Below are 22,680 nucleotides of genomic sequence, written 5' to 3' on the forward strand. Positions count from 1 at the left end.
CTTGCTCCACCCGGGTGGCCCGGGCAACCGGGGCTTCACGAGACCGGTGGGTAGTATGCCGAATCGTGATCCGGCTCGAAGAGGTTTCCAAGGTCTACAAGACCTCGACGCGGCCCGCGCTCGAGCGGGTGTCCGTCGACATCGAAAAGGGTGAGTTCGTCTTCCTCATCGGTCCCTCGGGATCGGGGAAGTCGACCTTCCTCCGGCTGCTGCTGCGCGAAGAGACGCCGAGCAAGGGCCGCGTGATGGTGTCCAACTTCGACGTCGCCAAGCTGGCCCGCCGCCGGGTCCCCCGCCTGCGGCAGACCATCGGCTGCGTCTTCCAGGACTTCCGCCTGCTGGCCAACAAGACCGTCGCGGAGAACGTGGCGTTCGCCCTCGAGGTCATCGGCAAGCCCGGCCCGACCATCAAGAAGGTCGTGCCCGAGGTGCTGGAGCTCGTCGGCCTCGACGGCAAGGCCGACCGGCTCCCCAACGAGCTCTCCGGTGGTGAGCAGCAGCGTGTCGCGATCGCGCGCGCGTTCGTGAACCGGCCGCTGGTGCTGCTCGCCGACGAGCCGACCGGGAACCTGGACCCCGACACCAGCCAGGACATCATGTTGCTGCTGGAGCGGATCAACCGCACCGGCACCACCGTCCTGATGGCGACCCACGACCACGGCATCGTGGACTCCATGCGGCGCCGCGTGGTCGAGCTGCAGCTCGGCCGGGTGATCCGCGACGACGCCCGCGGCGTCTACGGCATCGGTCGCTGACCGCCCACCTCCGCCCAGCCCCCGACCCCAAGGACCAGTCCCCGACATGCGCGCCAGTTTCGTCTTCAGCGAGGTCATCACCGGCCTGCGCCGCAACATCACGATGACCATCGCGATGATGCTGACCACGGCCGTGTCGCTCGCCATGCTCGGCGGCGGCCTCCTGGCCGTGCGAACGATCGACAAGATGAAGTCCAACTTCCTCGCCGACGTCGAGGTTTCGGTCTACCTCACCGACGACATCAGCTCGACGGACAAGAACTGCACCCAGGCGCTCTGCCAGTCGCTGCGCTCGGACCTGCAGGGCAACGACGGTGTCGAGTCCGTCGTGTTCGAGAACCGCGACCAGGCTTTCGAGCGCTTCAAGAAGATCTTCGAAAGCCAGCCCGAACTGGTCCAGCTGACCGGACCGGAGTCGCTGCCCGCGTCACTGCACGTGAAGCTGAAGGACCCGGACCGCAGCGAGTCGATCGTGCAGGAGTACTCGACCAAGCCGGGTGTGCGGAAGGTCGACGACCAGAAGAAGTTCCTCGACCGCGTCTTCAACGCCTTCAACGGTGTCCGCAACATGGCGTTCGGCGCCGCGCTCATCATGGCCATCGCGGCGCTGCTGCTGATCGCCAACACGATCCAGGTGTCCGCGTTCACGCGGCGCACCGAGGTCGGCATCATGCGGCTCGTCGGCGCGACGCGGTGGTACACGCAGCTGCCGTTCCTCCTGGAGGCGGTGGTCGCCGGCGTGGTCGGCGCGGTCCTCGGGATCATCATGCTGGTGCTGACCAAGGCGAGCTTCCTCGACTCGGTGTTCACCGGCGACGTCTTCCCGAAGATCACCATGCTGGAGCTGCTGTTCCCGGTCGCGCCGATCCTGCTGGGCGTTTCCGTGGTGATCTCCGCCATCACCGGTTACGTCACGCTGCGGCTGTACGTCCGGCACTAGGTTTAACCAGCTGCTCGTCGCTTCGAGAATCACGTAGAGTGGTCGTATGCCCAAGGAACGTGGCCAGAAGGTGATCGTGTCGAACCGCAAGGCGCGGCACGATTACTCCATTCTCGACACCTACGAGTGCGGTCTCGTGCTCGTCGGCACCGAGGTGAAGAGCCTGCGCGAGGGCAAGGCGTCCCTGGCGGACGCGTTCGCGACCGTCGACGACGGCGAAGTGTGGCTGCGCAACGTGCACATCCCGGAGTACACGCAGGGCACGTGGACCAACCACATGCCGCGGCGCACCCGGAAGCTGCTGCTGCACCGGCGCGAGATCGAGAAGCTCATCGGCAAGACCAAGGAGAGCGGGCTCTCCTTGGTCCCGCTGTCGATGTACTTCAAGGACGGCAAGGTCAAGGTCGAGATCGCGCTGGCGCAGGGCAAGAAGGCCTACGACAAGCGGCAGACGCTCGCCAAGCGCGACGCGGAGCGGGACATCAGGAAGGCCATGGGCCGCGCCCTGAAGGGCCGGTTCACGGAGTGACGGCGGGCCCGGCTTCCGACGCCGACGTCGCGCGCTGGACGGCGTCGCTGGGCCTGCCGGGCCTGGTCGACCTGCACGTCCACTTCCTGCCGAAGCCGGTGATGGACAAGGTCTGGGCGTACTTCGACCAGGCCTCGACGCACTACGGCACCGACTGGCCGGTGCACTACCGGACGTCCGAAGAGGAGCGTCTGGCGACCCTGCGCTCGCTCGGGGTGACGCGGTTCGCGCCGCTGGTCTACCCGCACAAGCCGGGAATGGCCGAGTGGCTGACGGACTGGGCGCTGGAGTTCGCCGCGCGGGTCCCGGACGCCATGCCGACCGGCACGTTCTACCCGGAGGAAGGCGCCGGGTCCGCTGTGGACGGTGCGCTGCGCGCCGGCGCCCGGGTGTTCAAGGCGCACGTGCAGGTGGGCGCGTACGACCCGCGTGACGAGCTGCTGAAACCGGTGTGGGGCGCGCTGGCCGACGCGGGCGTGCCCGTCGTCGTCCACTGTGGACACGGTCCGTTGCGGGGCGACTTCACCGGGTTGGCGGTCTTCGAAGAGGTCCTCGCGCGGTACCCGGACCTGACGGCGGTGCTCGCGCACGCGGCGATGCCGGAGTTCGGCGCCGCTTTCGAGCTGCTCGAGAAGTACCCGCGGGTGCACCTGGACACGACGATGGTCGGGGTGCCGTTCGCGCTGAAGATGTCGCCGCTGCCACCGGACTGGACCACGCGGCTGGCCGCGTACGCCGACCGCGTGGTGCTCGGCACGGACTTCCCGAACATCCCGTACTCCTACGCCACGCAGCTGCAGGCGATCGCCGGCTGGGCCGCCGACGATCGCCTGGGGGAGCCGTTCCTGCGGGCCGTCCTGCACGACACCCCGCTGCGGTTGCTCAGCGCCTGACGGTGGCCCGTTCGGTGACGGTCACCGCGCGGCCGAGCAGGTCGGTCACCGGGATCTGCTTGCCGGCCAGGAGGAACCCGGCCGTCGCGAGAACCACCCACGGCACCGGTCCGTGCACGATGCCGTCGGAGAGCGGGGCGAAGCCGTGCGCGGCCAGCCCGAGCAGGCCGCCCGAGATCATCAGCCCGGCGACGACCAGCTGCGGCAGCCTCGCCGTCACGACCGCGGTGTCGCGCTGCGTCTCGAAGTGCGCGAACAGCCGCAGCAGGCCGAGCAGCACCAGCCCGCAGACCGCGAACCACGCGGGCGCCATGACCAGCCAGAACACCGTGCCCGGCGCCGGGGTCTGGTAACCGAGGCCGTACACCGTGATCCCCGAGACGACGATCAGCGCCGGCATGTGCCAGAGGTAGACGCTCATGAACCGCGCGCCGAGCCAGCTGAGCGCGGAACCGACGCCGGGGCGTTCGGCGAGCGCGTTGAGCTGCGGGCGGAAGGCGAGCAGCAGGCCGATCTGGCCGACGGCGAGGAAGGCGAGCAGCACGGTGGGCGGGCTCATGTTCGACACCGGTGCGCCCGGCATGCCGATCATGCTGGCCGGGTACGGGCCGAACGCGACCATCAGCGCGGTGACGCCGAACCCGGCGGCGGACAGGCCGAGCGCGGCCCGGCGGGTGAGCGAGCCGAGGCGGCCTTCGACGTAGTGGAAACCGAGCTGGTGGACGGCGACCCAGACGAAGATCGCGTTGGCGTACCCGATGTAACCGAGGTCGTTGAAGCGCGCGACGTCGACGAGGATCCCTGCCGCGCCCATGACCAGCGGCACCTTCAGTCCCCAGTGCCGGTGCGCGGCGACCATCAGCGGCGTCAGGAGCACGACCAGGACGTACACCGCGAGGAACCACAGCAGCTGGGCGGCGATCGCGCTGGCGACCTGCAACGGCTGGGGCGGGACGCCCAGGCCGCGCAGGAAGTCCGGCATGACCAGCCAGACCGCCATCAGCGGCAGCACCGGGACCATCAGCCGCCGGATGCGCGCGGCGAGCCACTTCCGGGGCGAGCCGGCGCGGCTCAGCGAGATCAGGTTGGCGGCGCCGCCGGCGAAGAAGACCAGGGGCATCACTTGGCTCAGCCAGGTGACGACCCACCACCCCGGCGTCGCGAGGGCGTTCCCGGTGGCGAGGTGGCCGTCGGAGTAGGACAGCACCGGCATGACCCAGTGCTGGGCGATGACGGCGAGGATGGCCCCCGCCCGGACGACGTCGAGGAAGCGGTCCCGGCTTGTTTGCATGCCGTTGAGCTTGGTCGCTTCGACCTGGGGAAACAGCGGTGCTGACCGGCGTCTTCGAGGTCCTGTCAGCCCCCGGTGGACCCGGGGGTTCTCCCTACCGTCGGTTGTCCGGCTCGGGTTCGTGCCGGCTCGCGGCGACGCGGTACTCCCAGCCGTGCTCGGTGAGGCCGAGCTCGTACCGCGTCTCGATCTTCGGGCCGGTGTGCAGGTGGATGTGCTTGATCACGGTGCCGGGCACCGGCTCGGCGTCCCCGAGCTCCTGGACCCGGCCGTCGAGCGGGCCGCCGAAGAAGCGGACGCAGCGGATCTCGTCGGACATCTGCGCGCTCCTCTCGACGTCAGGTCCGCCCATGGTAGGTGAGCGGTGCGAGGGGTGCCGCCCGCGGAACGGGTGACCCTACGTCCACCCTACGGGACTTTTGGTCACCGTATGTGCGCTCAGCGGCCGAGATGGGTGAGGACCGCACGAACGCGACGGTGCCGGCGGGAGCCTTGGACAGGTCCGCCGACCGAGCCCGTCAGTGACCGCGGACGGCGACCCCATCGGTACGAGGCGAAGCGGCGTAGGTCAGGCATGACCGCGACCTATGATCACGGTGAAGTCGTAGCCCCAGGCCGAGGTTCCAGCTCAGACGTGTGGGAGGGGGCAGGGTGTTCGGTTGGAAGAAAAAGCTCAACGGTGTGAACGACCTGAACGATCTGATGGCGCAGCTCAGGCCGGACCTGAGTCGGGAATCGCTCGGCGTCGGGCCCGACTTCCCGGGCGTCGCCCCGAACCCGCTCCTGAGCGGTGATGCGAGGAAGCGCAATGCGGAACTGCGTACGGGGACGCTTGCGCTCGGTGTTCTCGTCGACTGGCGGGAGGTCAACAGCAATCCACGCGTGGTCCTGATGTTCGACGTGGAGACCGTCGGCGGCCTCTCGTTCCGCGGTATCGCAGACGAAGACCTCACGATCACCGAGCTCACTCGACTCGCTCCAGGACAGACGTTTCCTGTGCGCTACCGGCCGACCGTCATGGACCACTACGTCTCCCTTGCCAGGGATGCGGACCCCGCCCGTGTGCAGCAGATCTCTGACGAGATCGCGAGCCGCAAGCGGACCTGACCCGAGGCGATTGGCCGCATGCATCCAGCTGCAGTCCTCATCCACGCCGCAACCGCGCGAATCCACGCTTTATCAGACACGCCCTAGGGCCCCACGGTCGGCGCGAACCCGGCGCGGTGGTTCGCGGCGCTCAGCGGCCCAGGTAGGTCAAGACCGCACGAACGCGACGGTGCTCCTCCGCGCTCGCCTCCAGGCCGAGCTTCGAGAAGATGTTGCCGATGTGCTTCTCCACCGCGCCGTGTGAAACCACGAGGGAGTTCGCGATCGCCGTGTTGGACAGGCCCTGGGCCATCAGGCCGAGGACCTCCGACTCGCGGGCGGTCAGCGCGTCGAGGGGGTTGCGGCGGCCGCGGGCCATCAGCTGGGCGATGACGTCCGGGTCGATCGCCGTGCCGCCGGCCGCGACTCGGCGGACCGCGTCGAGGAAGTCCGCGACGTCCGCCACGCGCTCCTTCAGCAGGTAGCCGACTCCGCCGGCGCCGCCCGACAGCAGCTCCACCGCGTACGACTCCTCGACGTACTGGGAGAGCACCAGCACCGGGAGCCCCGGGATCTCCTTGCGGGCCGCCAGTGCGGCGCGCAGGCCCTCGTCGGTGAACGTCGGGGGCATCCGGACGTCCACGATCGCCAGGTCAGGGCGATGTTCCTTGACCGCGCCGAGCAGGTCGTCCCCGTTGTCGACGGCCGCGGCCGTCTCGATGCCCTCGTCGGCGAGCAGGCGCGTGATCCCCGCCCGCAGCAGGACGGCGTCTTCGGCGATGACTACCCGCATCCGGCCCCCAAGCTCGTGGATGAACGGGAGCCAGCTTATTCACCATTGGCAGGGCAGGTCAGCCCGGATCACGGTCGGCCCGCCGACGGGGCTGACCACGGTGATCACACCGTCGATCGTCGCGGCGCGGTCGGCCAGGCCGGCCAGCCCGCCGCCGGGACGCACCTCGGCGCCGCCGTGGCCATTGTCGGTGATCTCGACGACGACGTGGTCGTCCGTCCGCCACACCTTCACCGCCGCTTCGGACGCTCCGGAGTGCTTCGCGATGTTCGTCAGGGTCTCGCCGACGATGAAGTACGCCGTCGTCTCCACCGCGGCCGGCGGGCGCGGGTCCACGGTCACCGTCACGTCCACCGGGATCGGCGACTTCGCCGCCTGGGCCGACAGCGCCGCGTCGAGCCCGCGGTCGCCGAGGACCGCCGGGTAGATGCCGCGCGCCAGGTCGCGCAGCTCCGACACCGCGAGCTTCGCGTCCGCGTGCGCCTCGTCGATCAGGTCGCGCACACCCTGCGGGTCGTGGTCGAACTTCGACTTCGCGCGGCCCAGGCTCATCGCGACCGCGACCAGCCGCTGCTGCGCGCCGTCGTGCAGGTCACGCTCGATGCGGCGGCGTTCGGCCTCCGCCGCGTCGACGCCCCGCGCCCGTGAAGCCTGCAGCCGTTCGGCCTTCTGCTCCAGCCGCTTCGTGCGGTTCGGGCCCAGCAGCGCGACACCCATCTCGCCGTGCAGCCAGCCCAGCCACGGCGTCACCCAGATCGCCATCGGCAGCAGCACGATCGACGCCAGCGCGATCCCGAGCTCCACACAGGCCAGCGGGAACGCCGCCATCAGGTACGCCAGGTCACGCCACGTCGTCGGGTCGCTCAGCCGCGTCATCCACCGGCGGACCAGCGGCATCCCCTCGACCGCGCGCCGCTCCACCGGCGGCAGCGGCACCTGCAGCATCGACCCCAGCCAGCCCCGCTCGCGGTCCCCCGACCAGCGGACGAAGCTCGTCGTCGCGAGCAGGATCGGGAACCCGACCCACACCACGACCGTGCCCACCCCGACCGCGATCCCCGTCACGATCAGCACGAACTGCAGGATCCGGAAGACGAAGCTCACGATCATGTAGACGATCGTGCGGGCCGGGTTCGGCCGCGGGTGCTCCACCGGTTGCGCCTCGGTCATCCCGCCACCAGGTTCTTCTCTTCCGCTTCTTCCCACCAGCGCTCCATCCGACGGCGCTGCGCCACGGTCGGCCCCAGCAGCGAGTTCGCCAGCCGGGCGTGCAACCCCGCCAGCGCCTTCGTCAGCGCCACGGACAACGCGATGAACAGCACCCCCAGCGCTGCCCACGGTAGCGCTTCCACCGTCGAATCCACGCTCAGCCACCGCAGGTCGTACGACGGGAAGTAGTACGCGCCGTCCGGCAGCCACCGGAAGTAGATCGGCAGCCCCGCCAGCGCCAGGCTCGTCGACCAGAACGCCGTGACCAGCACGAACTCGACGATGCCCAGCGGGAACAGGACGAAGAAGTAGGCCAGGTCCCGCCACGTCGACAGGTCCTTCAGCCGCCCCTTCCACCGCAGCTTCTGCCCCTGCGCCGGCAAGGGCAGGTACGGCAGGTCGATGTACCGGTCCAGCAGCGCGTAGACCCGCGCACGCTCCAGGCGGGCGGCCCCCCGCACCGCCAGCACGAGCAGCGCGAGCAGGCCCACGCCCACCCACACCACCGCGGTCCCCAGCCCGGCCGCCGTCAACGACGTCAGCAACGCGAACGCCGCCACCCCCAGCGGCAGGTTCATCAGCAGGAACACCACCGAACCGCCGAACGGCGGATCCCGCCTCTCGTCACCCATGACCAGGCTCCCTTCATCCCACGATGGCTCCCAGCCTCGCGGTTCGAGGGCGCGCCCGACATGGTGCGCGCGGGCATCCTCCCGGTAGGGCTAGCCCTACCCGCGGGAAGCAAAGCAGTGGCGGCACGCGTTATGATGGACAGGTTGTGTTCCCACCAAGGGGGTGAACGGTTTCGACTTTGGACGTTGATTCAGGAGAAGCGTGCCGGTGCAGGCGAGAGACCACCGTTAAGCGTCATCGCAACCAAATAAGCGCCGACTCCAGTCAGCGCGAGTACGCCCTCGCCGCCTGAGCGAGTGCGTCTCTGTCGGCCCGGGTTCGCCTCCGGCCCGGGTACCGGCATCAGCTAGGAGGCTCAGCGGCAGTCCCGGCCACGGGGAACTGTCGTGAAGCAAACAGTGGCTGGGCTCGTCACCTCGGCTTGTTCGCGTGACCGAGGGGGCCAAGCAGAGACGTAGCGGACTGCGCACGGAGAAGTCCTGTTGATACGCCAGAGGACCCGGGTTCAATTCCCGGCACCTCCACTTCGGGAAGGCCCACGCCCCTTCGGGGCTGGGCCTTTCCTTCGTTCTCGGGTGCTTTTTTGGGGGTCGGACCCCCAAGCCCCCGCCAAGGGGCTCCGCCCCCTGGACCCCTCGGGGCTTCGCCCCGGGCCCTCTTTTGGGGCTCCGCCCCTTGCCCCCGTCGTGGTGCGGGTGGGTGGGGATCTTGCGGTGTGTGGGGGAGGGGCTGTCAGGCTGCCTGGTCTTCGGTCGGGCCTGATGGCTTCCAGGAAACTATCGTCACCTGGCCTGGCGTGATCCGACTGAAGTGGTATATGTCCGGTTTGGCCGGTTGGCCGGGGAGGCGCTTCTTTTCGGATGGCTTCTTCCGGCCTGTTTCGCGGGGGTGGATGACCCGGAGTTCGATGTCGCTCAGGGCGGAGCCTCTCAGCTCGATCTCGAGCTCTTCGCCGAAGCGGGAGTGCTGCAGGGGAACGTAGCCGGTCTTGTGCCGGAACATTCGCGCCTGTCGCGCTATCTCGAAGGTCTTTCCCGCCGGTATCTCGCGATGGCCGCAGGCGGATACCTCGTCCAGTACCAGTGAGCCGTCGCTCTGGGTGGTGACGTGCGGGACCAGGCGATCGTCACTGAGGTCAACCGACGTGAACGCTTCGGGGCAGCTTGCAGAGTACTTCAGGTACTGACTCCGGAACCCGGCGGTGGAGGCGAGTATCCAGAGCTTGCCGTCGAGCTTGTGCGGCTTGCGACTGATGTTCTGACCAGTGCTTTGAACCGATATGGTCAGAGACAGGACCCCCAGCGCCTGGTCCTTCCACGCGAAGTCCAGTGTCCACTTCGTCTTGGGGAAGAAGACCTCACAAGCTGCCAGCTCCTGCAGTGACTTGCGGAGACCTGACGGGGCCTTGTCGTTCAAGAACCCGAAAATTCCCGCCCAAGCCGATTCCTCTTGGATCCGCTGCTTGAGGAAGGGGTCCACCACGACGGCGAGGATGCCGCTGATAAGAAGGGCCTCACTCAGGCCGAGAATGGTGGACTGGGCAAACGTGCCCTCGTGTAGCCTGTTGTGACCGAGCAGTTCGCCGAGTAAGCCAATAACGATCAGTAGAGTTACGCCGACCCGATACCAGACTCGTGGGTTGGTCAGCGTGCGTGACGTCTTGCGGGTGGCTGCGGTTGTCCAGGAACGCCAGGGCACGGTCGCCTCGAATCCTTGTCAGTTGTCGCCCATGCTGTCTCCTCTGTGTGATCAATTCGCCCGCGGCTATTGAGGGTGCCAAACTTTCAATATTAACACTGCGGGGTGACATTTGTCACGCCCTGCCGCTGCGGCATTCTTACCACGAGCCTGCCTCGTAAGCGACACCGACACGCTTGCCGCAGGTTGGCGACCCTCTGCCGTGGAGCACTGACGGTGACTCATCGTTCCCTCTTCGCGTTCAAGCCGGCTCCTGGGCAGGCGTGTTTCGGGCTTCTCCAGAGTCGTTCGAGGTCTGTTGCTTTGTTACGGGTGGCCATGCCTGTCGGCGGACTGTGCTGAGAGCTCAGGGGATCCGTGGGTGGGGATCTTCCGGGGTGGTGTGCCGGTTACCGATGGAAGGGGGCCGTCCGTCGACTGTGTGGTGGGGGCCACTTGTGGGTGAAGATTGTGTGAGTGTCATGCTGGGGACCCGACCATGGCTCCGCACCCGCTGGGGCCGGAAGTAGGTGGCCAGATGACCTGGGCCCGGCAAAATGGCAGCTCTACCGCCAATGACGAAGACAGCCGTATGGGTGTCATACGCGCTGAGGAGGCGGAACGGCTCGCCGAGCAGAATGATCGGGCGCTGATCACCGTGGCCGGCCACTCCTCGGATTCGAGGGAGTGCGCTGAGTTGCTGGCGATGCTCGGGCTTGATGTCGGGCGGCGGCAGCGGACCTCGGCCTGATTCTTTGCGGTCAGACGTCCGGGGCCTGGACCACTCTGTTTCGGCCGGCTGACTTCGCTTCGTAGAGCGCGGTGTCCGCCGCGTCCAGGAGGCGCTGCAGGCTTGGTGCGGTTCGTGGGTAGGTGGCGACGCCTATCGACACCGACAGGCCTGTGATCGAGGACTGTCCCAGTGGGACGGTCAGGGTGCTGATCGCTTCACGGATTCGCTCGGCGATCGAGCTCACGCCCGGGTTGTCGATCGCCGGGAGCAGGACCACGAATTCTTCGCCGCCGAAGCGTCCGACGGCGTCTTCGCGGCTGCGGACCGCCGAGGTGATCGTGCGGGCTACCGCCCGTAACACCGCGTCGCCCGCCAGGTGCCCGTGGGTGTCGTTCACCCTCTTGAAGTGATCCAGGTCCAGCATCAGCAGGCCGAACGTGCTGTTGTGGCGTTTCGCGTCGCGCAGGGTTCGTTCGGCCAGCCGGCGCCAGCCGCCCGCGTTGTGGAGACCCGTCTTGTCGTCGCGGTGCGCGGCGGTCTCCCACTGCTTCACCAGCACCGTCCGGTGGAGGAGCAGCACCTGGGGCAGCGCCAGGACCACCAGGCCCGGCAACGTCGCCAGCGCGAGCGCGGTCAGGGCGCCCAGGCACAGCGTGGCCATCTCCAGGCCGTTGTCCGACCACGTGCCGAACAACGCCACCGGCGTCCCGCCCGGCTCGCGGCGGGCGGGGAGCACCAGCAGCGCGTTGACCACGAAGAACGTCGCCAGGGACGCCGCCACCGCGAACGTTCCGGGCCAGCCGCGGGTCACCGCCGCGCGGATGTCCGCGGTGCCGGTCAGGTACAGGACCTCCTGGGCGGCGTGGCACGAGAGCAGGATGATCGCCGCGTTGCTGATCGTGCGCCACACCGGCAGCAGCCGGTACCAGCTGCGCAGCGCCAGGTGCAGGTACAGCCCGGCGGCCAGGGCCGCGAGCAGCACCGGCGGGAGCAGCAGCACCCCGGCGAACGTCCACACCGACGTCATGTTGATGTGCGGCGCCTTCGACAGCCTGCGCTGGTTCCGCTCGACCCGCCGCCCGATCTCGGCCTGGACCACCCCGAGGACCAGCAGCGTCCCGAGCGCGGCCAGCGTCCGCCGGTCGACCGGCACCGGGGACGGCCGCAGCGTCAGCACCACCGCCGCGGCCTCGCTCACCAGGCAGTAGCCGGCCACGCGGGCGCCCTGCTCCCACAGTGCCCAGCGCCGGAGCGTGCTCGTGGTGTCCATCGCCCCTGGAAACGGTAGATACCGTGCGGAGCGGAATCGAGGCGTCCGGCGCCAGTTGGGCCGTTCGCCGCAGCACGTCAGCCCGGGTGGCCGCCGATTCTCGTCGTCAGGTCGGCGGCTGTCGCCGACACTTCCGCCGCCAGGTCCGGCCAGGTTTCTTCGCAGGGTTCTGTGGTGCAGTGGTGGCGCAGCGTCACGCTGATCGCCGCCATCGGGCGAGCGCCGTGGTCGAAGACCGCGCACGCCACCGAGGCGAACCCCTCGGTCACGTGGCCGTCTTCCACCGACCACCCCAGGTTCCGCTCGGCCGTCAGGGTGCGGCGCAGCTCGGCCAGTGTCCGGGGGCCGCGGTCGGTCCGGAGGACGAAGGCCGACGCCGAGGGGAACAGGGCCCGGACGTGCGGGGCCGGCAGGTGGCGCAGGATCGCGCGGCCGGACGCCGTGAGCTGGCCGGGCAGGCGGACGCCCACCTCGGTGACCAGCGTTTCCGGGCGGGCCGGGCGTTCCTTGATCAGGTACAGCGACTCGTTGCCGTGCAGGACGCCCAGGTGTGCGGTGTGGCCGGCACGGTCGACCAGCTTGCGCAGCAGCGGGCCCGCCAGGCGTTCGAGCGGGTCGTGGCGCAGGTAGGCCGAGCCCAGCTCGAAAGCCGCGATGCCCAGGCCGTAGCGGCGTTCCGCGGGCAGGTGGACAACAAAGCCGGCCGCCTCCAGCTCGCTGAGCAGGTGGTACGTCGTCGAGCGGGGGAGACCCGCCTCGCGCGCGATCGCCGCCGCCGTGACCGGGCCGGGACGCGTCGCCAGCAGGCGGAGCACCGCCAGGCCGCGGCGCAGCGCCGGCACCTCACTGCTGTCGCCCATCACCCGAGCCTAACGTCTGGAATCCCAGACACAACCACCCGTTGAGGCATCCCACCAGCGGGAAGGACGTAGTCCAATGACCCCATGCCGGAAAAAGTGCTCCTGGGTTCGGAACCCCTGACCGCCGCCCAGGTGGTCGACGTCGTCCGGGGCCACGCGCCCGTCGGGCTCGGTGACGCGGCCGAGAAGAACCTCGCCGCGACCCGCCAGCACATCGAGAACCTCGCCCACGCCGTCACGCCCACCTATGGCGTCTCGACCGGCTTCGGCGCGCTCGCGACCCGTCACATCCCGGTCGAGAGCCGGACCGCGCTGCAGCGCAGCCTGATCCGCTCGCACGCCGCCGGGGCCGGGCCCGCCGTCGAGACCGAGGTGGTCCGCGGGCTCATGCTGCTGCGGCTGCGGACCCTCGCCAGCGGGTACACCGGCGTCCGGCCGGGCACCGCGCAAACGCTTGCGGCCCTGCTCAACGCCGGTATCACCCCGATCGTCCACGAGTACGGCTCGCTCGGCTGCTCCGGTGACCTCGCCCCGCTCGCCGCTGTCGCGCTCGCGCTGATGGGGGAAGGCGAAGTCGTCCACAACGGCGTGACCAAGCCCGCGGGTGACGCGCTGAAGGAAGCCGGCATCGAGCCGGTCGTCCTCGCCGAGAAGGAGGGCCTCGCCCTCACCAACGGCACCGACGGCATGCTCGGCATGCTCCTGCTCGCCGCCGCCGATCTGCACCGGCTCTTCGACGTCGCCGACCTCACCGCCGCAATGAGCGTCGAAGCCCTGCTCGGCACCGACCGCGCGTTCGCCGCCGACCTGCAGGCGCTGCGCCCGCACCCCGGCCAGGCGACGTCCGCCGCGCGGATGTGGGCGGCGCTGCAGGGGTCGAAGATCGTCGAGAGCCACCGCGGCCCGGACTGCAACCGCGTCCAGGACGCCTACTCGCTGCGCTGCGCCCCGCAGGTCCACGGCGCCGCGCGGGACAGCCTCGCGCACGCCGAGCTCGTCGGCGAGCGCGAGCTGATGTCCGCTGTGGACAATCCCGTCGTGCTGGCCGACGGCCGCGTCGAGTCCAACGGCAACTTCCACGGCGCGCCCGTCGCGTACGTGCTGGACTTCCTGGCCATTCCGGTCGCCGACGTCGCCAGCATCGCCGAGCGCCGCACCGACCGGATGCTCGACAAGGCGCGCTCGCACGGCCTGCCGCCGTTCCTCGCGCACGACCCCGGCGTCGACTCCGGCCACATGATCGCGCAGTACACGCAGGCCGCGATCGTCAGCGAGCTCAAGCGGCTCGCCGTGCCCGCGTCCGTCGACTCCATCCCGAGCAGCGCGATGCAGGAGGACCACGTCTCCATGGGCTGGTCGGCCGCGCGCAAGCTGCGCAAGGCCGTCGACGGCCTGACGACGGTCCTCGCCATCGAGCTGCTCACGGCGGCCCGCGCGCTCGACTTCCGCGAGCCGCTCGAACCGTCCCCGGTCACCGGACGCGTCCGGGACCTGCTCCGCACCCAGGTCGCGGGCCCCGGCCCCGACCGGCACCTGGCGCCCGAGATCGCGGCCGCCGAAGAACTCGTCCGCTCCGGCGCCGTCCTCGACGCCGCCCGTCTGGAGGTTTGATGAACCACGAGTCCCGCGTAGTCCGTGCCGCCCGCGGCACCCAGCTCACCGCCAAGTCGTGGCAGACCGAAGCCGCGCTGCGGATGTTCCACAACAACCTCGACCCCGAGGTCGCCGAGCGTCCCGAGGACCTGGTCGTCTACGGCGGCACCGGCAAGGCGGCCCGCAACTGGCCCAGCTTCGACGCGATCACGCGCGAGCTGACCGCGCTGGAGGTCGACGAGACGCTGCTCGTCCAGTCCGGCAAGCCGGTCGGCGTGTTCCGCACGCACGAGTGGGCGCCGCGCGTGCTCATCGCGAACTCGAACCTGGTCGGCGACTGGGCGACCTGGCCCGAGTTCCGCCGCCTCGAGCAGCAGGGCCTCACGATGTACGGCCAGATGACGGCCGGCTCGTGGATCTACATCGGCACCCAGGGCATCCTCCAGGGCACCTACGAGACGTTCGCCGCCGTCGCCAAGAAGAAGTTCGGCGGCTCGCTGCGCGGCACGCTCACCGTCACCGCCGGTCTCGGCGGTATGGGCGGCGCCCAGCCCCTCGCGGTGACCATGAACGACGGGGTCGCGCTGGTCGTCGAGTGCGACCCGCAGCGCGCGCACCGCCGCGTCGAGCACCGCTACCTCGACGAGGTCGCCGACAACCTCGACGACGCGATCGCCCGGGTCACCAAGGCCAAGCAGGAGAAGCGGCCGCTGTCCGTCGGCGTCGTCGGCAACGCCGCCGAGGTGCTGCCCGAGCTGCTGCGCCGCGGGGTCGAGGTCGACATCGTCACCGACCAGACGTCCGCGCACGACCCGCTTTCCTACCTGCCCAAGGGTGTCGACGTCGCCGACTGGCACGACTACGCGGCCAAGAAGCCCGACGAGTTCACCGACCGCTCGCGTGAGTCGATGGCCGACCACGTCGAGGCCATGCTCGGCTTCCTCGACAAGGGCGCGGAGGTCTTCGACTACGGAAACTCCCTGCGTGGCGAGGCGAAGCTCGGCGGCTGCGAGCGCGCGTTCGACTTCCCGGGATTCGTGCCCGCCTACATCCGCCCGCTGTTCTGCGAGGGCAACGGCCCGTTCCGCTGGGCCGCGCTCTCCGGTGACCCGGAGGACATCGCGGCGACCGACCGCGCGATGCTGGAACTGTTCCCGGAGAACGAATCCCTCGCCCGCTGGATCAAGCTGGCCGGCGAACGGGTTGCCTTCCAAGGACTTCCGGCCCGCATCTGCTGGCTCGGGTACGGCGAGCGGCACCTGGCCGGCCTGCGGTTCAACGAGATGGTCGCCAGCGGCGAGCTCAAGGCGCCGGTCGTCATCGGCCGGGACCACCTCGACTCCGGCAGTGTCGCGTCGCCGTACCGCGAGACCGAGGGCATGGCCGACGGCTCCGACGCGATCGCCGACTGGCCGCTGCTCAACGCGCTGGTCAACACCTCCTCGGGCGCCAGCTGGGTGTCGATCCACCACGGCGGCGGGGTCGGCATGGGCCGGTCGATCCACGCCGGCCAGGTCAGCGTCGCCGACGGGACGTCGCTGGCCGCGCAGAAGCTCGAGCGGGTGCTCACGAACGACCCGGGCATGGGTGTCATCCGGCACGTCGACGCCGGGTACGACCGCGCGGCCGAGGTCGCCGACGAACGCGGTGTGCGCATCCCGATGCGGGACGACGCGTGACGGCCTCCGGGCTGCTGGGAGAGATCGACGACGTCGGGCGCGATCCGAAGCGCGGCGGGTATTCCCGCCACGCCTTCGACGCGCCCGAGCACGACCTGCGCGAGTGGTTCGTCGACCGCGCGCTCGGCCTCGGGCTGGACGTCGAGACCGACCGCAACGGCAACATCTGGGCCTGGTGGGGGCCGCCGGGCCGCAACGCCGTGGTCACCGGCAGCCACCTCGACTCGGTGCCCGGCGGCGGCGCGTTCGACGGCCCGCTCGGCGTCGTCAGCGCGCTGGCCGCCGTGGAAGCCCTGCAGGGAAAGGGCTTCCGGCCGCGCCGGCCGCTCGCCGTGGTGGTCTTCGCCGAAGAGGAAGGTGGCCGCTTCGGCGTCCCGTGCCTCGGCTCGCGGCTGCTCACCGGGACGATCGACCCCGACAAGGCACGCGGTCTGCGGGACGCCGACGGCGTCACGTTCGCCGAGGCGGCGAAGAAGGCAGGGATCGACCCGGCGCGGATCGGGCCGGACACCGAGCGGCTCGACCGGATCGGGCAGTTCCTCGAACTGCACGTCGAGCAGGGACGCGGGCTGATCGACCTCGGCGCGCCCGTCGCCGTCGGCAGCACTGTGATCGCCCACGGCCGGTGGCGGTTCTCCTTCTCCGGTCAGGGAAACCACGCCGGGGCGACGCTCCTGGCCGACCGCGTGGACCCGATGCTGCCCGCCGCGGCCACGGTCACCGCCGTCCGCCGGCTGGCCGCGAAGGTGCCGGACGCGCGGGCGACCGTCGGCCGGCTGGTCCCGACACCCGGCGGCACCAACGTCATCGCGTCCACAGTGGACCTGTGGCTCGACGCGCGGGTGCCCGGTGAGGGCACGCCGGCGCTGGTCGCGGAGATCAGCCGGGCCGCGTCGGACGCGGCGCGGGAGGAGGGCTGCCGGGTCGAGGTGACGCGCGAGTCGTACTCCGGCGACGTCGTGTTCGACGACACCCTCCGCGACGCCCTCGGCGGCTGGCTCGGCGGGGTGCCGGAGCTGCCGACCGGCGCCGGGCACGACGCGGCGATCCTCGCCGGGTTCGTCCCGGCAGGCATGCTCTACGTGCGCAACCCGACCGGCATCAGCCACTCGCCGGAGGAGTTCGCCGAGGCGGCGGACGTCGAGGCCGGGGCGCGGGCGCTGGCCACGGCGCTGGAGGAGCTGGCGCGATGACCTACTGGTGCGAACAGGCCTGGCTGCCCGGCGGAATCGCTTCCGGAGTGCGGATCGACGTGTCGGGACAAGAGATCAAGGCGGTGACGCCAGACTCACCGCACACCGGCACTGTCCTGAATGGACTGACCCTGCCCGGGTTCGCGAACGGCCATTCGCACGCGTTCCACCGGGCGCTGCGCGGCCGGACGCACCACGAGCGCGGCACGTTCTGGACGTGGCGTGAGCGGATGTACTCGCTCGCGTCGCGCCTTGATCCGGACAGCTACTACCGGCTGGCGCGCGGCGTCTACGCCGAGATGGTCCTGGGCGGCTACACGAGCGTCGGGGAGTTCCACTACCTGCACCACGGTCCCGACGGGAAGCCGTACGCCGACCCGAACGCGATGGGGGAGGCGCTGCGGCAGGCCGCGGCGGACGCCGGGATCCGGCTCACCCTGCTCGACACGTGTTACCTCGCGGGCGGCATCGGGGTTGAGCCCGACGAGGTCCAGCAGCGGTTCTCCGACGGTTCCGCGGAAAACTGGGCCGCCCGGGTCTCGGCGCTGAAGGAAGACGACCTGTTCCGGGCCGGCGCGGCGATCCACTCGGTCCGGGCCGTTCCGGCCGACCAGCTGTCGCTTGTGGACAGTGCGCGCGTTGTGCACATCCACCTTTCCGAGCAGCGGGCCGAGAACGAGCAGTGCGTGGCCGCCTACGGCCGCACGCCGACCGAGCTGCTCCACGACCGAGGCGTGCTGACCGACCGGCTGGTCGCCGTGCACGCCACGCACCTGACGCCGTCGGACATCACGCACCTGGGCGGGGCCCGGGCTCGTGCGTGCTTCTGTCCGACCACCGAACGCGACCTCGGTGACGGCATCGGCCCGGCCCGCGCCCTGCTCGACGCGGGTGTGCGGCTGGGTGTCGGCAGCGACAGCAACGCCGTTGTCGACGCTTTCGAAGAGACCCGCGCACTGGAGCTGGACGACCGCCTGGCCAGCGAGGAACGCGGCCGGTTCAGCGCGGAGGAGCTGCTCGAGGCGGGGACGGACCACGCGGCCGTCGGCTGGGCCGGAGTGGGGCGGCTCGAGGCGGGCGCGGGCGCGGACCTCGTCACGGTGTCGCTGGGTTCGGTGCGCACCGCGGGGATCGAGCCGTCCGGGATCGTGTACGCCGCGTCCGGGGCCGACGTCCGGCACGTCGTCGTCGCGGGCCGCGAGGTCGTGCGAGACGGCGCGCACCAGCTGATCGAACGACCGGGAACCGTGCTGGCTAAGGAGATCGAGGCACTGTGGCAGTCCTGATCACGGGAATCGGCGAGCTGACGACCAACGACCCGGAGCTGGGCCGGCTGACCGACGCGGCCCTGGTGCTCGACGGCACCCGGGTCGCCTGGGTGGGGCCGACGGCGAGCGCGCCGGACGCCGACGAGCACATCGACGTCGAAGGCCGCGCGGTGCTGCCCGGCTGGGTCGACAGCCACACGCACCTCGTCTTCGCCGGGGACCGCACCGCCGAGTTCGAAGCCCGGATGTCCGGAAAGCCTTACACTGCGGGTGGAATCGCCACGACGGTCGGCGCGACGCGCGAGGCGTCCGACGAGCAGCTGGCGGCCAACCTCCGGCGCCACGTCGACGAAGCGGCCCGGCAGGGCACCACCTGCCTGGAGACGAAGACGGGCTACGGGCTCACCGTCGCGGACGAGGCCCGGAGCGCCCGGATCGCGGGCGAGGTGGCGGACGAGGTCACGTTCCTCGGTGCGCACCTGGTCCCGCCGGGCGCCGACGCCGAGTCCTATGTGGACCTGGTGTGCGGCGAGATGCTCGACGCCGTCGCGGGAAGCGTGCGCTGGGCGGACGTGTTCTGCGAGACCGGCGCGTTCGACGAGGCCCAGTCGGCGCGGGTCCTCAAGGCCGCGGCGGAACGCGGGCTCGGCCTGCGGGTGCACGGCAACCAGCTCGGCGAAGGCCCCGGCGTGCGGCTCGCGGTGGAGCTGGGCGCGGCGAGCGTCGACCACTGCACGTACCTTTCGGACGCCGACGTCGAGGCGTTGGCCGGGTCGGACACCGTGGCGACGCTGCTGCCCGCGTGCGACCTGTCGACCCGCCAGTCCCTGGCCCCGGCGCGGCGGCTGCTCGACGCGGGCGCGACGGTCGCGCTGGCCAGCAACGCCAACCCGGGCAGCTCGTACACGACGTCGATGGCCTTCTGCGTCACGACCGCGGTGCTCCAGATGCGGATGACGGTCGAAGAGGCCGTGTGGGCGGCGACGGCGGGCGGCGCGAAGGCGTTGCGCCGCAGCGACGTCGGCGTGCTGCGGCCGGGCGCGCGGGCGGACGTCCACGTGCTCGACGCGCCTTCGGTGACGCACCTGGCGTACCGCCCCGGCGTGCCGCTCACCAGAATGGTGTGGCGCGCGGGAGATCTCGTGCGCTAACGTCGAAGGCGAGGACGCGCGAAGACACAGTCCGGTATGGGTTAGTCCGGGCGGCGCTGTGATTTCGAAGCAGTCAGGCTTACCTGTGCGTCCCTTCCTCGCAAGCGACGAAGGGACAGCTGTGTCTGTGATCATCATCGGTGCCGGTCTCGGTGGCCTGAGCCTCGCGCACGGCCTGCGCCGGGCCGGAATTTCGTGCCAGGTCTACGAACGCGACGACTCGCCGGAGACCCGGAAGCAGGGCTACCGGCTGCACATCGGCGAAGTCGGCGACACGGCACTGCACGACGTGCTGAGCCCGGACCTGCACGCGCTCTTCCGCGCCACCGCGGGCCGGGCCCGGCCGCACACGAACATCTACGACGACCGGCTGCGGCTGGTCAGGCGGCTGGTGGACGACGGCGTCCACCTGAACATCAACCGCTTCACCCTGCGGCAGATCCTGCTGCACGGCCAGAAAGTCTCCTACGGCAAGCGATTCACGCGCTACGAAACCGACGAAGACGGCGTGACAGCGCATTTCGCCGACGGGACTTCCGCCCGGGGCAGCCTGCTGGTGGGCGCGGACGGCGTCAACTCCCCGGTGCGGCGGCAGTACCTGCCGCACGCCGAGGTCGTCGACGCCGGACTGGTGCACCTCTACGGCCGGATCCCGCTCACCGCCGGGACCCGCGCGTTGTTCGAGCCCGAGATGTTCGCGGTGTTCTCGATGATGGTCGGGCCGGACCGGACGATGGCCGGGTTCGCGCCGGTCGACTACCCGGAGCCGGTCGCCGACGCGTGCCGGCGGCTGGTGCCCGGCCTGCGGCTGCGCGACGACGAGCCGTACATGACCTGCTCGGTCGGGGCCCGCTGGGAAACCGTCGGTCACGACGAAGCGGGGCTCGCGGAGCTGACCCCCGGTGACCTGCAGAAGGTCGCGCTGCGGCTGGTCGACGGCTGGCACCCGCTCGCGCGGGCGATGGTCGGGCACTGGGATGTCCCGTCGACGTTCCCGCAGCCGATCCGCACGAGCGTGCCGATCGGGCCGTGGGAGCCGTCGCGGGTGACGCTGGTCGGCGACGCGATCCACGCGATGAGCCCGGCCGCGGGCGCGGGCGCCAACACCGCGTTGCGCGATGGTGCGGTGCTGGCGTCCGCGCTGGCCGGGACCTCGCTGCTCGAAGCCGTGGCGGGCTACGAATCCGCGATGCGGGACTACGGGTTCGCCGCGGTGCGGGAGTCCGCCGAGAACGGGCGCCGTTACCTCGGGCAGAACCCGCTCACAGCGGGAGCGTGAACGGCGTGCACTTCGGCGAGTAGCCCGGGTCGAGCGCGTGCAGGATCAGCCCGGTGACGTTCGGGTCGATCGCCTGGCTCAGGTGGCCGGACGCGTCCGCGGCGCAGAAGTCCTGCAGGACGATGTCCGTCGCGCCCGGTTCGTTCAGGATGCCGCTCGTGTAGGGCGTGACGACCTCGTCGTACCGGCTCACGATGCTCGTGTACGTCGGCCCGGCCACGTGCACCCCGCCGCGGGAGAGGTCGTTCAGGAACGCCGACGGCGCCAGGTATTCGCTGCACGCGCCGCACGCCGTGTTCAGGACCCACTGGAGGCCCGGGACCGTCGTCAGCAGGGCCTTGGCGAGCGCGTCGAGGCCCTGCAGGGTGGTGCCGCGGTAGTTCGCGCCGAAGCCGACGAAGTGCGCGACCTTGGCCGCGCCGCCGCCGTACTTGAGGTAGTACGCGGGCATCGTGCTGCCTTCGGAGTGCCCGACGATGTCGACCTTCGCCGCGCCGGTGGTGGTGCGGACGCGGTCGACGAACCGGCCCAGCTGCGCGGCGCTGTCCCGCATGGACGCGAGCCCGCCGACGGTGGGGCCGAGGATGCCGGTGCCGTAGGTCAGCGAGAAGACGCAGTACCCCTGCGCGGCGATCTTCGGCGCGTGGAAGAACCAGTTGACCGTGTCGTTCGCGCCGAGGCCGTGCACCAGCACGACGGGCTCCGGGTGCTGGGTCGTGGGCCGGCACGACCAGTTGTTCCAGCCGCTGCTCGGCGCCGCTTCGGCGACCGCCGGCGCGACCGCGCCGAAGGTGAGCGCCGCGGCGAGCACGGCCAGGGTTCGCTTGACACCGCCGTTGGTGACCCGCATTCCGTAACCTCCAGTTACCCGTCAGTACGTGACGCAGCTCATGATCGGTCACAGAGCGCGGGAAGCGACCTGGGACAACGCTCAGAGATGGTGGTGATTCTTTGTGTCGGGTCACAGTCAGGCTGTCCGGCCGCACGACCGATCATGGACTTGACTGTTCCGACGGCGTGACAGGGAGAAGACATGCGACGGCTGTGGCTCGTGGCGCTCATGATGGCCGCTTTGGTGGTTCCGCAAGCCGCGCAGGCGGCGCCGGTGAGCTGGGACCAGCCGGGTCCGTTCGCCGTCGTCAGCGAAGCCCTCGACGCCACCCACACCGTCTTCCGCCCGGCCGACCTCGGCGGCGGCCAGCACCCGGTGATCGTCTGGGGCAACGGCACCGGCGCGGTCCCCGCCGTCTACGCGGGACTGCTGCGCCACCTCGCGTCCTACGGCTTCGTCGTGGCGGCCGCCGACACGGTGAACTCCGGAACCGGCCGGGAAATGCTCGACGGCGCCCGCACGCTCGTCGCCGAGAACGCCCGGCCCGGCAGCCGGTACTTCGGCCGGATCGACACCGCGCACATCGGCGCGACCGGGCACTCCCAGGGCGGCGGCGGGGCCATCGCCGCGGGCGCCGACCCGCTCGTCACCACCACCGTCCCGATCGAGCCCGGACCGCTCGGATCGGTGCCCGCGCTGCACGGCCCGGTGCTCTTCCTCGGCGGCCAGCTCGACGTCGTCGTGCTGCCGGGACTGCTGGTGATTCCGCGCTACTACGCGGCTTCGCACGTCCCCGCGATCTACGGCGAGCTCGCCGGGGCCACCCACTTCACCCCGGCCGGCGACGGCGGCGGCTTCCGCGGCGCGATCACCGCGTGGTTCCGGTACTGGCTGGCGGGTGACCAGCAGGCGCGTGGGGTTTTCTTCGGACCGGGTTGCACGCTCTGCGCCGATCCGGCGTGGTCGAAGGTGCTACGCAACGCCCACGCGCTCGACGTCTGACGCCTTGCGCGCGC

22 protein-coding genes and 1 other RNA gene are annotated in these 22,680 nt (G+C 70.4%); 14 read left to right on the forward strand and 9 right to left on the reverse strand.

All coding sequences use genetic code 11. From position 1 onward, the window contains the following. Positions 1–65 precede the first annotated feature (65 nt). From ftsE to ACZ63J_RS33700, 4 genes are read left to right on the forward strand one after another with little or no spacing between them, the layout of a single operon-like run. Positions 66–755, forward strand: coding sequence for a cell division ATP-binding protein FtsE (gene ftsE / locus ACZ63J_RS33685; RefSeq protein ID WP_155544587.1), 690 nt, complete (start codon positions 66–68; stop codon positions 753–755). Positions 756–801: 46 nt separating this feature from the next. Next, complete coding sequence (gene ftsX, locus ACZ63J_RS33690) at positions 802–1,695, forward strand: permease-like cell division protein FtsX (RefSeq protein WP_465311725.1); 894 nt, start codon at positions 802–804, stop codon at positions 1,693–1,695. Between the two features lie 46 nt (positions 1,696–1,741). Beyond that, positions 1,742–2,224, forward strand: a complete 483-nt coding sequence (smpB, locus tag ACZ63J_RS33695) for an SsrA-binding protein SmpB (protein WP_043776590.1) — start codon at positions 1,742–1,744, stop codon at positions 2,222–2,224. Then, on the forward strand, positions 2,221–3,117 hold the full coding sequence (locus ACZ63J_RS33700) for an amidohydrolase family protein (RefSeq protein ID WP_465398801.1): 897 nt from the start codon (positions 2,221–2,223) through the stop codon (positions 3,115–3,117). The genes smpB and ACZ63J_RS33700 overlap by 4 nt, the downstream gene beginning before the upstream one ends. On the opposite strand, the gene ACZ63J_RS33705 is transcribed toward ACZ63J_RS33700, so the two are convergent. Together ACZ63J_RS33705 and ACZ63J_RS33710 are read right to left on the reverse strand one after the other, a co-directional pair. Then, the gene (locus ACZ63J_RS33705) at positions 3,107–4,408 is read right to left on the reverse strand and encodes an acyltransferase family protein (RefSeq protein ID WP_465398802.1); all 1,302 of its coding nucleotides are present in this window, start codon (positions 4,406–4,408) and stop codon (positions 3,107–3,109) included. The two genes, ACZ63J_RS33700 and ACZ63J_RS33705, sit on opposite strands and share 11 nt — an antisense overlap. A 94-nt stretch (positions 4,409–4,502) precedes the next feature. Beyond that, entirely contained in the window at positions 4,503–4,727 is a 225-nt protein-coding gene (locus ACZ63J_RS33710; protein ID WP_465311722.1) for a hypothetical protein, read from the reverse strand. 332 nt (positions 4,728–5,059) lie between these two features. On the opposite strand from ACZ63J_RS33710, the gene ACZ63J_RS33715 reads away from it, so the two are divergent. Further along, the gene (locus ACZ63J_RS33715) at positions 5,060–5,515 is read left to right on the forward strand and encodes a hypothetical protein (RefSeq protein ID WP_465398803.1); all 456 of its coding nucleotides are present in this window, start codon (positions 5,060–5,062) and stop codon (positions 5,513–5,515) included. Positions 5,516–5,645: 130 nt separating this feature from the next. On the opposite strand, the gene ACZ63J_RS33720 is transcribed toward ACZ63J_RS33715, so the two are convergent. Genes ACZ63J_RS33720 through ACZ63J_RS33730 form a run of 3 tightly spaced genes read right to left on the reverse strand, consistent with a single transcriptional unit; the run spans position 5,646 to position 8,128 of the window. Beyond that, positions 5,646–6,287 (reverse strand): response regulator transcription factor, encoded by a 642-nt coding sequence (locus tag ACZ63J_RS33720; RefSeq protein ID WP_465398804.1) that lies wholly within the window; start codon positions 6,285–6,287, stop codon positions 5,646–5,648. A gap of 39 nt (positions 6,288–6,326) precedes the next feature. After that, entirely contained in the window at positions 6,327–7,457 is a 1,131-nt protein-coding gene (locus tag ACZ63J_RS33725) for a sensor histidine kinase (protein ID WP_465338559.1), read from the reverse strand. Continuing rightward, positions 7,454–8,128 carry a sensor domain-containing protein gene (locus ACZ63J_RS33730; RefSeq protein WP_465398805.1) on the reverse strand — a complete coding sequence of 225 codons (675 nt, stop codon included), beginning with the start codon at positions 8,126–8,128 and terminating at the stop codon, positions 7,454–7,456. Before ACZ63J_RS33730 ends, ACZ63J_RS33725 begins: the two co-directional genes overlap by 4 nt. Before the next feature lie 159 nt (positions 8,129–8,287). Here ACZ63J_RS33730 and ssrA point away from each other — a divergent pair. After that, positions 8,288–8,656, forward strand: a transfer-messenger RNA (tmRNA) gene (ssrA, locus tag ACZ63J_RS33735). A 205-nt stretch (positions 8,657–8,861) separates the two neighbouring features. On the opposite strand, the gene ACZ63J_RS33740 is transcribed toward ssrA, so the two are convergent. Further along, the gene (locus ACZ63J_RS33740) at positions 8,862–9,827 is read right to left on the reverse strand and encodes a hypothetical protein (protein WP_465398806.1); all 966 of its coding nucleotides are present in this window, start codon (positions 9,825–9,827) and stop codon (positions 8,862–8,864) included. Between the two features lie 517 nt (positions 9,828–10,344). Here ACZ63J_RS33740 and ACZ63J_RS33745 point away from each other — a divergent pair. After that, on the forward strand, positions 10,345–10,557 hold the full coding sequence (locus ACZ63J_RS33745; RefSeq protein ID WP_465311718.1) for a hypothetical protein: 213 nt from the start codon (positions 10,345–10,347) through the stop codon (positions 10,555–10,557). Between the two features lie 10 nt (positions 10,558–10,567). Here the strand turns inward: ACZ63J_RS33745 and ACZ63J_RS33750 are convergent, their stop codons facing one another. Both ACZ63J_RS33750 and ACZ63J_RS33755 read right to left on the reverse strand, forming a co-directional pair. Then, positions 10,568–11,809: a GGDEF domain-containing protein gene (locus ACZ63J_RS33750; RefSeq protein WP_465398807.1), complete on the reverse strand. Its 1,242-nt coding sequence runs from the start codon at positions 11,807–11,809 to the stop codon at positions 10,568–10,570. Positions 11,810–11,886: 77 nt separating this feature from the next. After that, positions 11,887–12,669, reverse strand: a complete 783-nt coding sequence (locus tag ACZ63J_RS33755; protein ID WP_465398808.1) for an IclR family transcriptional regulator — start codon at positions 12,667–12,669, stop codon at positions 11,887–11,889. 84 nt (positions 12,670–12,753) lie between these two features. Between ACZ63J_RS33755 and hutH the strand changes: the two genes are divergently transcribed. From hutH to ACZ63J_RS33785, 6 genes are all read left to right on the forward strand, one after another. Beyond that, the gene (hutH, locus tag ACZ63J_RS33760) at positions 12,754–14,280 is read left to right on the forward strand and encodes a histidine ammonia-lyase (RefSeq protein ID WP_465398809.1); all 1,527 of its coding nucleotides are present in this window, start codon (positions 12,754–12,756) and stop codon (positions 14,278–14,280) included. Beyond that, the gene (hutU, locus tag ACZ63J_RS33765) at positions 14,280–15,941 is read left to right on the forward strand and encodes a urocanate hydratase (RefSeq protein ID WP_465398810.1); all 1,662 of its coding nucleotides are present in this window, start codon (positions 14,280–14,282) and stop codon (positions 15,939–15,941) included. The genes hutH and hutU overlap by 1 nt, the downstream gene beginning before the upstream one ends. Beyond that, positions 15,938–17,134, forward strand: coding sequence for an allantoate amidohydrolase (locus tag ACZ63J_RS33770; RefSeq protein ID WP_465398811.1), 1,197 nt, complete (start codon positions 15,938–15,940; stop codon positions 17,132–17,134). The genes hutU and ACZ63J_RS33770 overlap by 4 nt, the downstream gene beginning before the upstream one ends. Next, on the forward strand, positions 17,131–18,420 hold the full coding sequence (locus tag ACZ63J_RS33775) for a formimidoylglutamate deiminase (protein WP_465398812.1): 1,290 nt from the start codon (positions 17,131–17,133) through the stop codon (positions 18,418–18,420). The genes ACZ63J_RS33770 and ACZ63J_RS33775 overlap by 4 nt, the downstream gene beginning before the upstream one ends. Then, positions 18,408–19,553, forward strand: coding sequence for an imidazolonepropionase (gene hutI, locus ACZ63J_RS33780; protein ID WP_465398813.1), 1,146 nt, complete (start codon positions 18,408–18,410; stop codon positions 19,551–19,553). Before ACZ63J_RS33775 ends, hutI begins: the two co-directional genes overlap by 13 nt. 121 nt (positions 19,554–19,674) lie before the next feature. Beyond that, positions 19,675–20,832: an FAD-dependent oxidoreductase gene (locus ACZ63J_RS33785; protein ID WP_465398814.1), complete on the forward strand. Its 1,158-nt coding sequence runs from the start codon at positions 19,675–19,677 to the stop codon at positions 20,830–20,832. Here ACZ63J_RS33785 and ACZ63J_RS33790 read toward each other — a convergent pair. Continuing rightward, positions 20,816–21,682, reverse strand: a complete 867-nt coding sequence (locus ACZ63J_RS33790; protein WP_465398815.1) for a lipase family alpha/beta hydrolase — start codon at positions 21,680–21,682, stop codon at positions 20,816–20,818. The two genes, ACZ63J_RS33785 and ACZ63J_RS33790, sit on opposite strands and share 17 nt — an antisense overlap. A gap of 183 nt (positions 21,683–21,865) precedes the next feature. On the opposite strand from ACZ63J_RS33790, the gene ACZ63J_RS33795 reads away from it, so the two are divergent. Further along, a complete protein-coding gene (locus ACZ63J_RS33795; protein WP_465398816.1) occupies positions 21,866–22,666 on the forward strand; it encodes a poly(ethylene terephthalate) hydrolase family protein in 801 nt (266 codons plus the stop codon). Positions 22,667–22,680 lie beyond the last annotated feature (14 nt).

It is taken from the genome of Amycolatopsis sp. NPDC104863 (genome assembly GCF_055582965.1).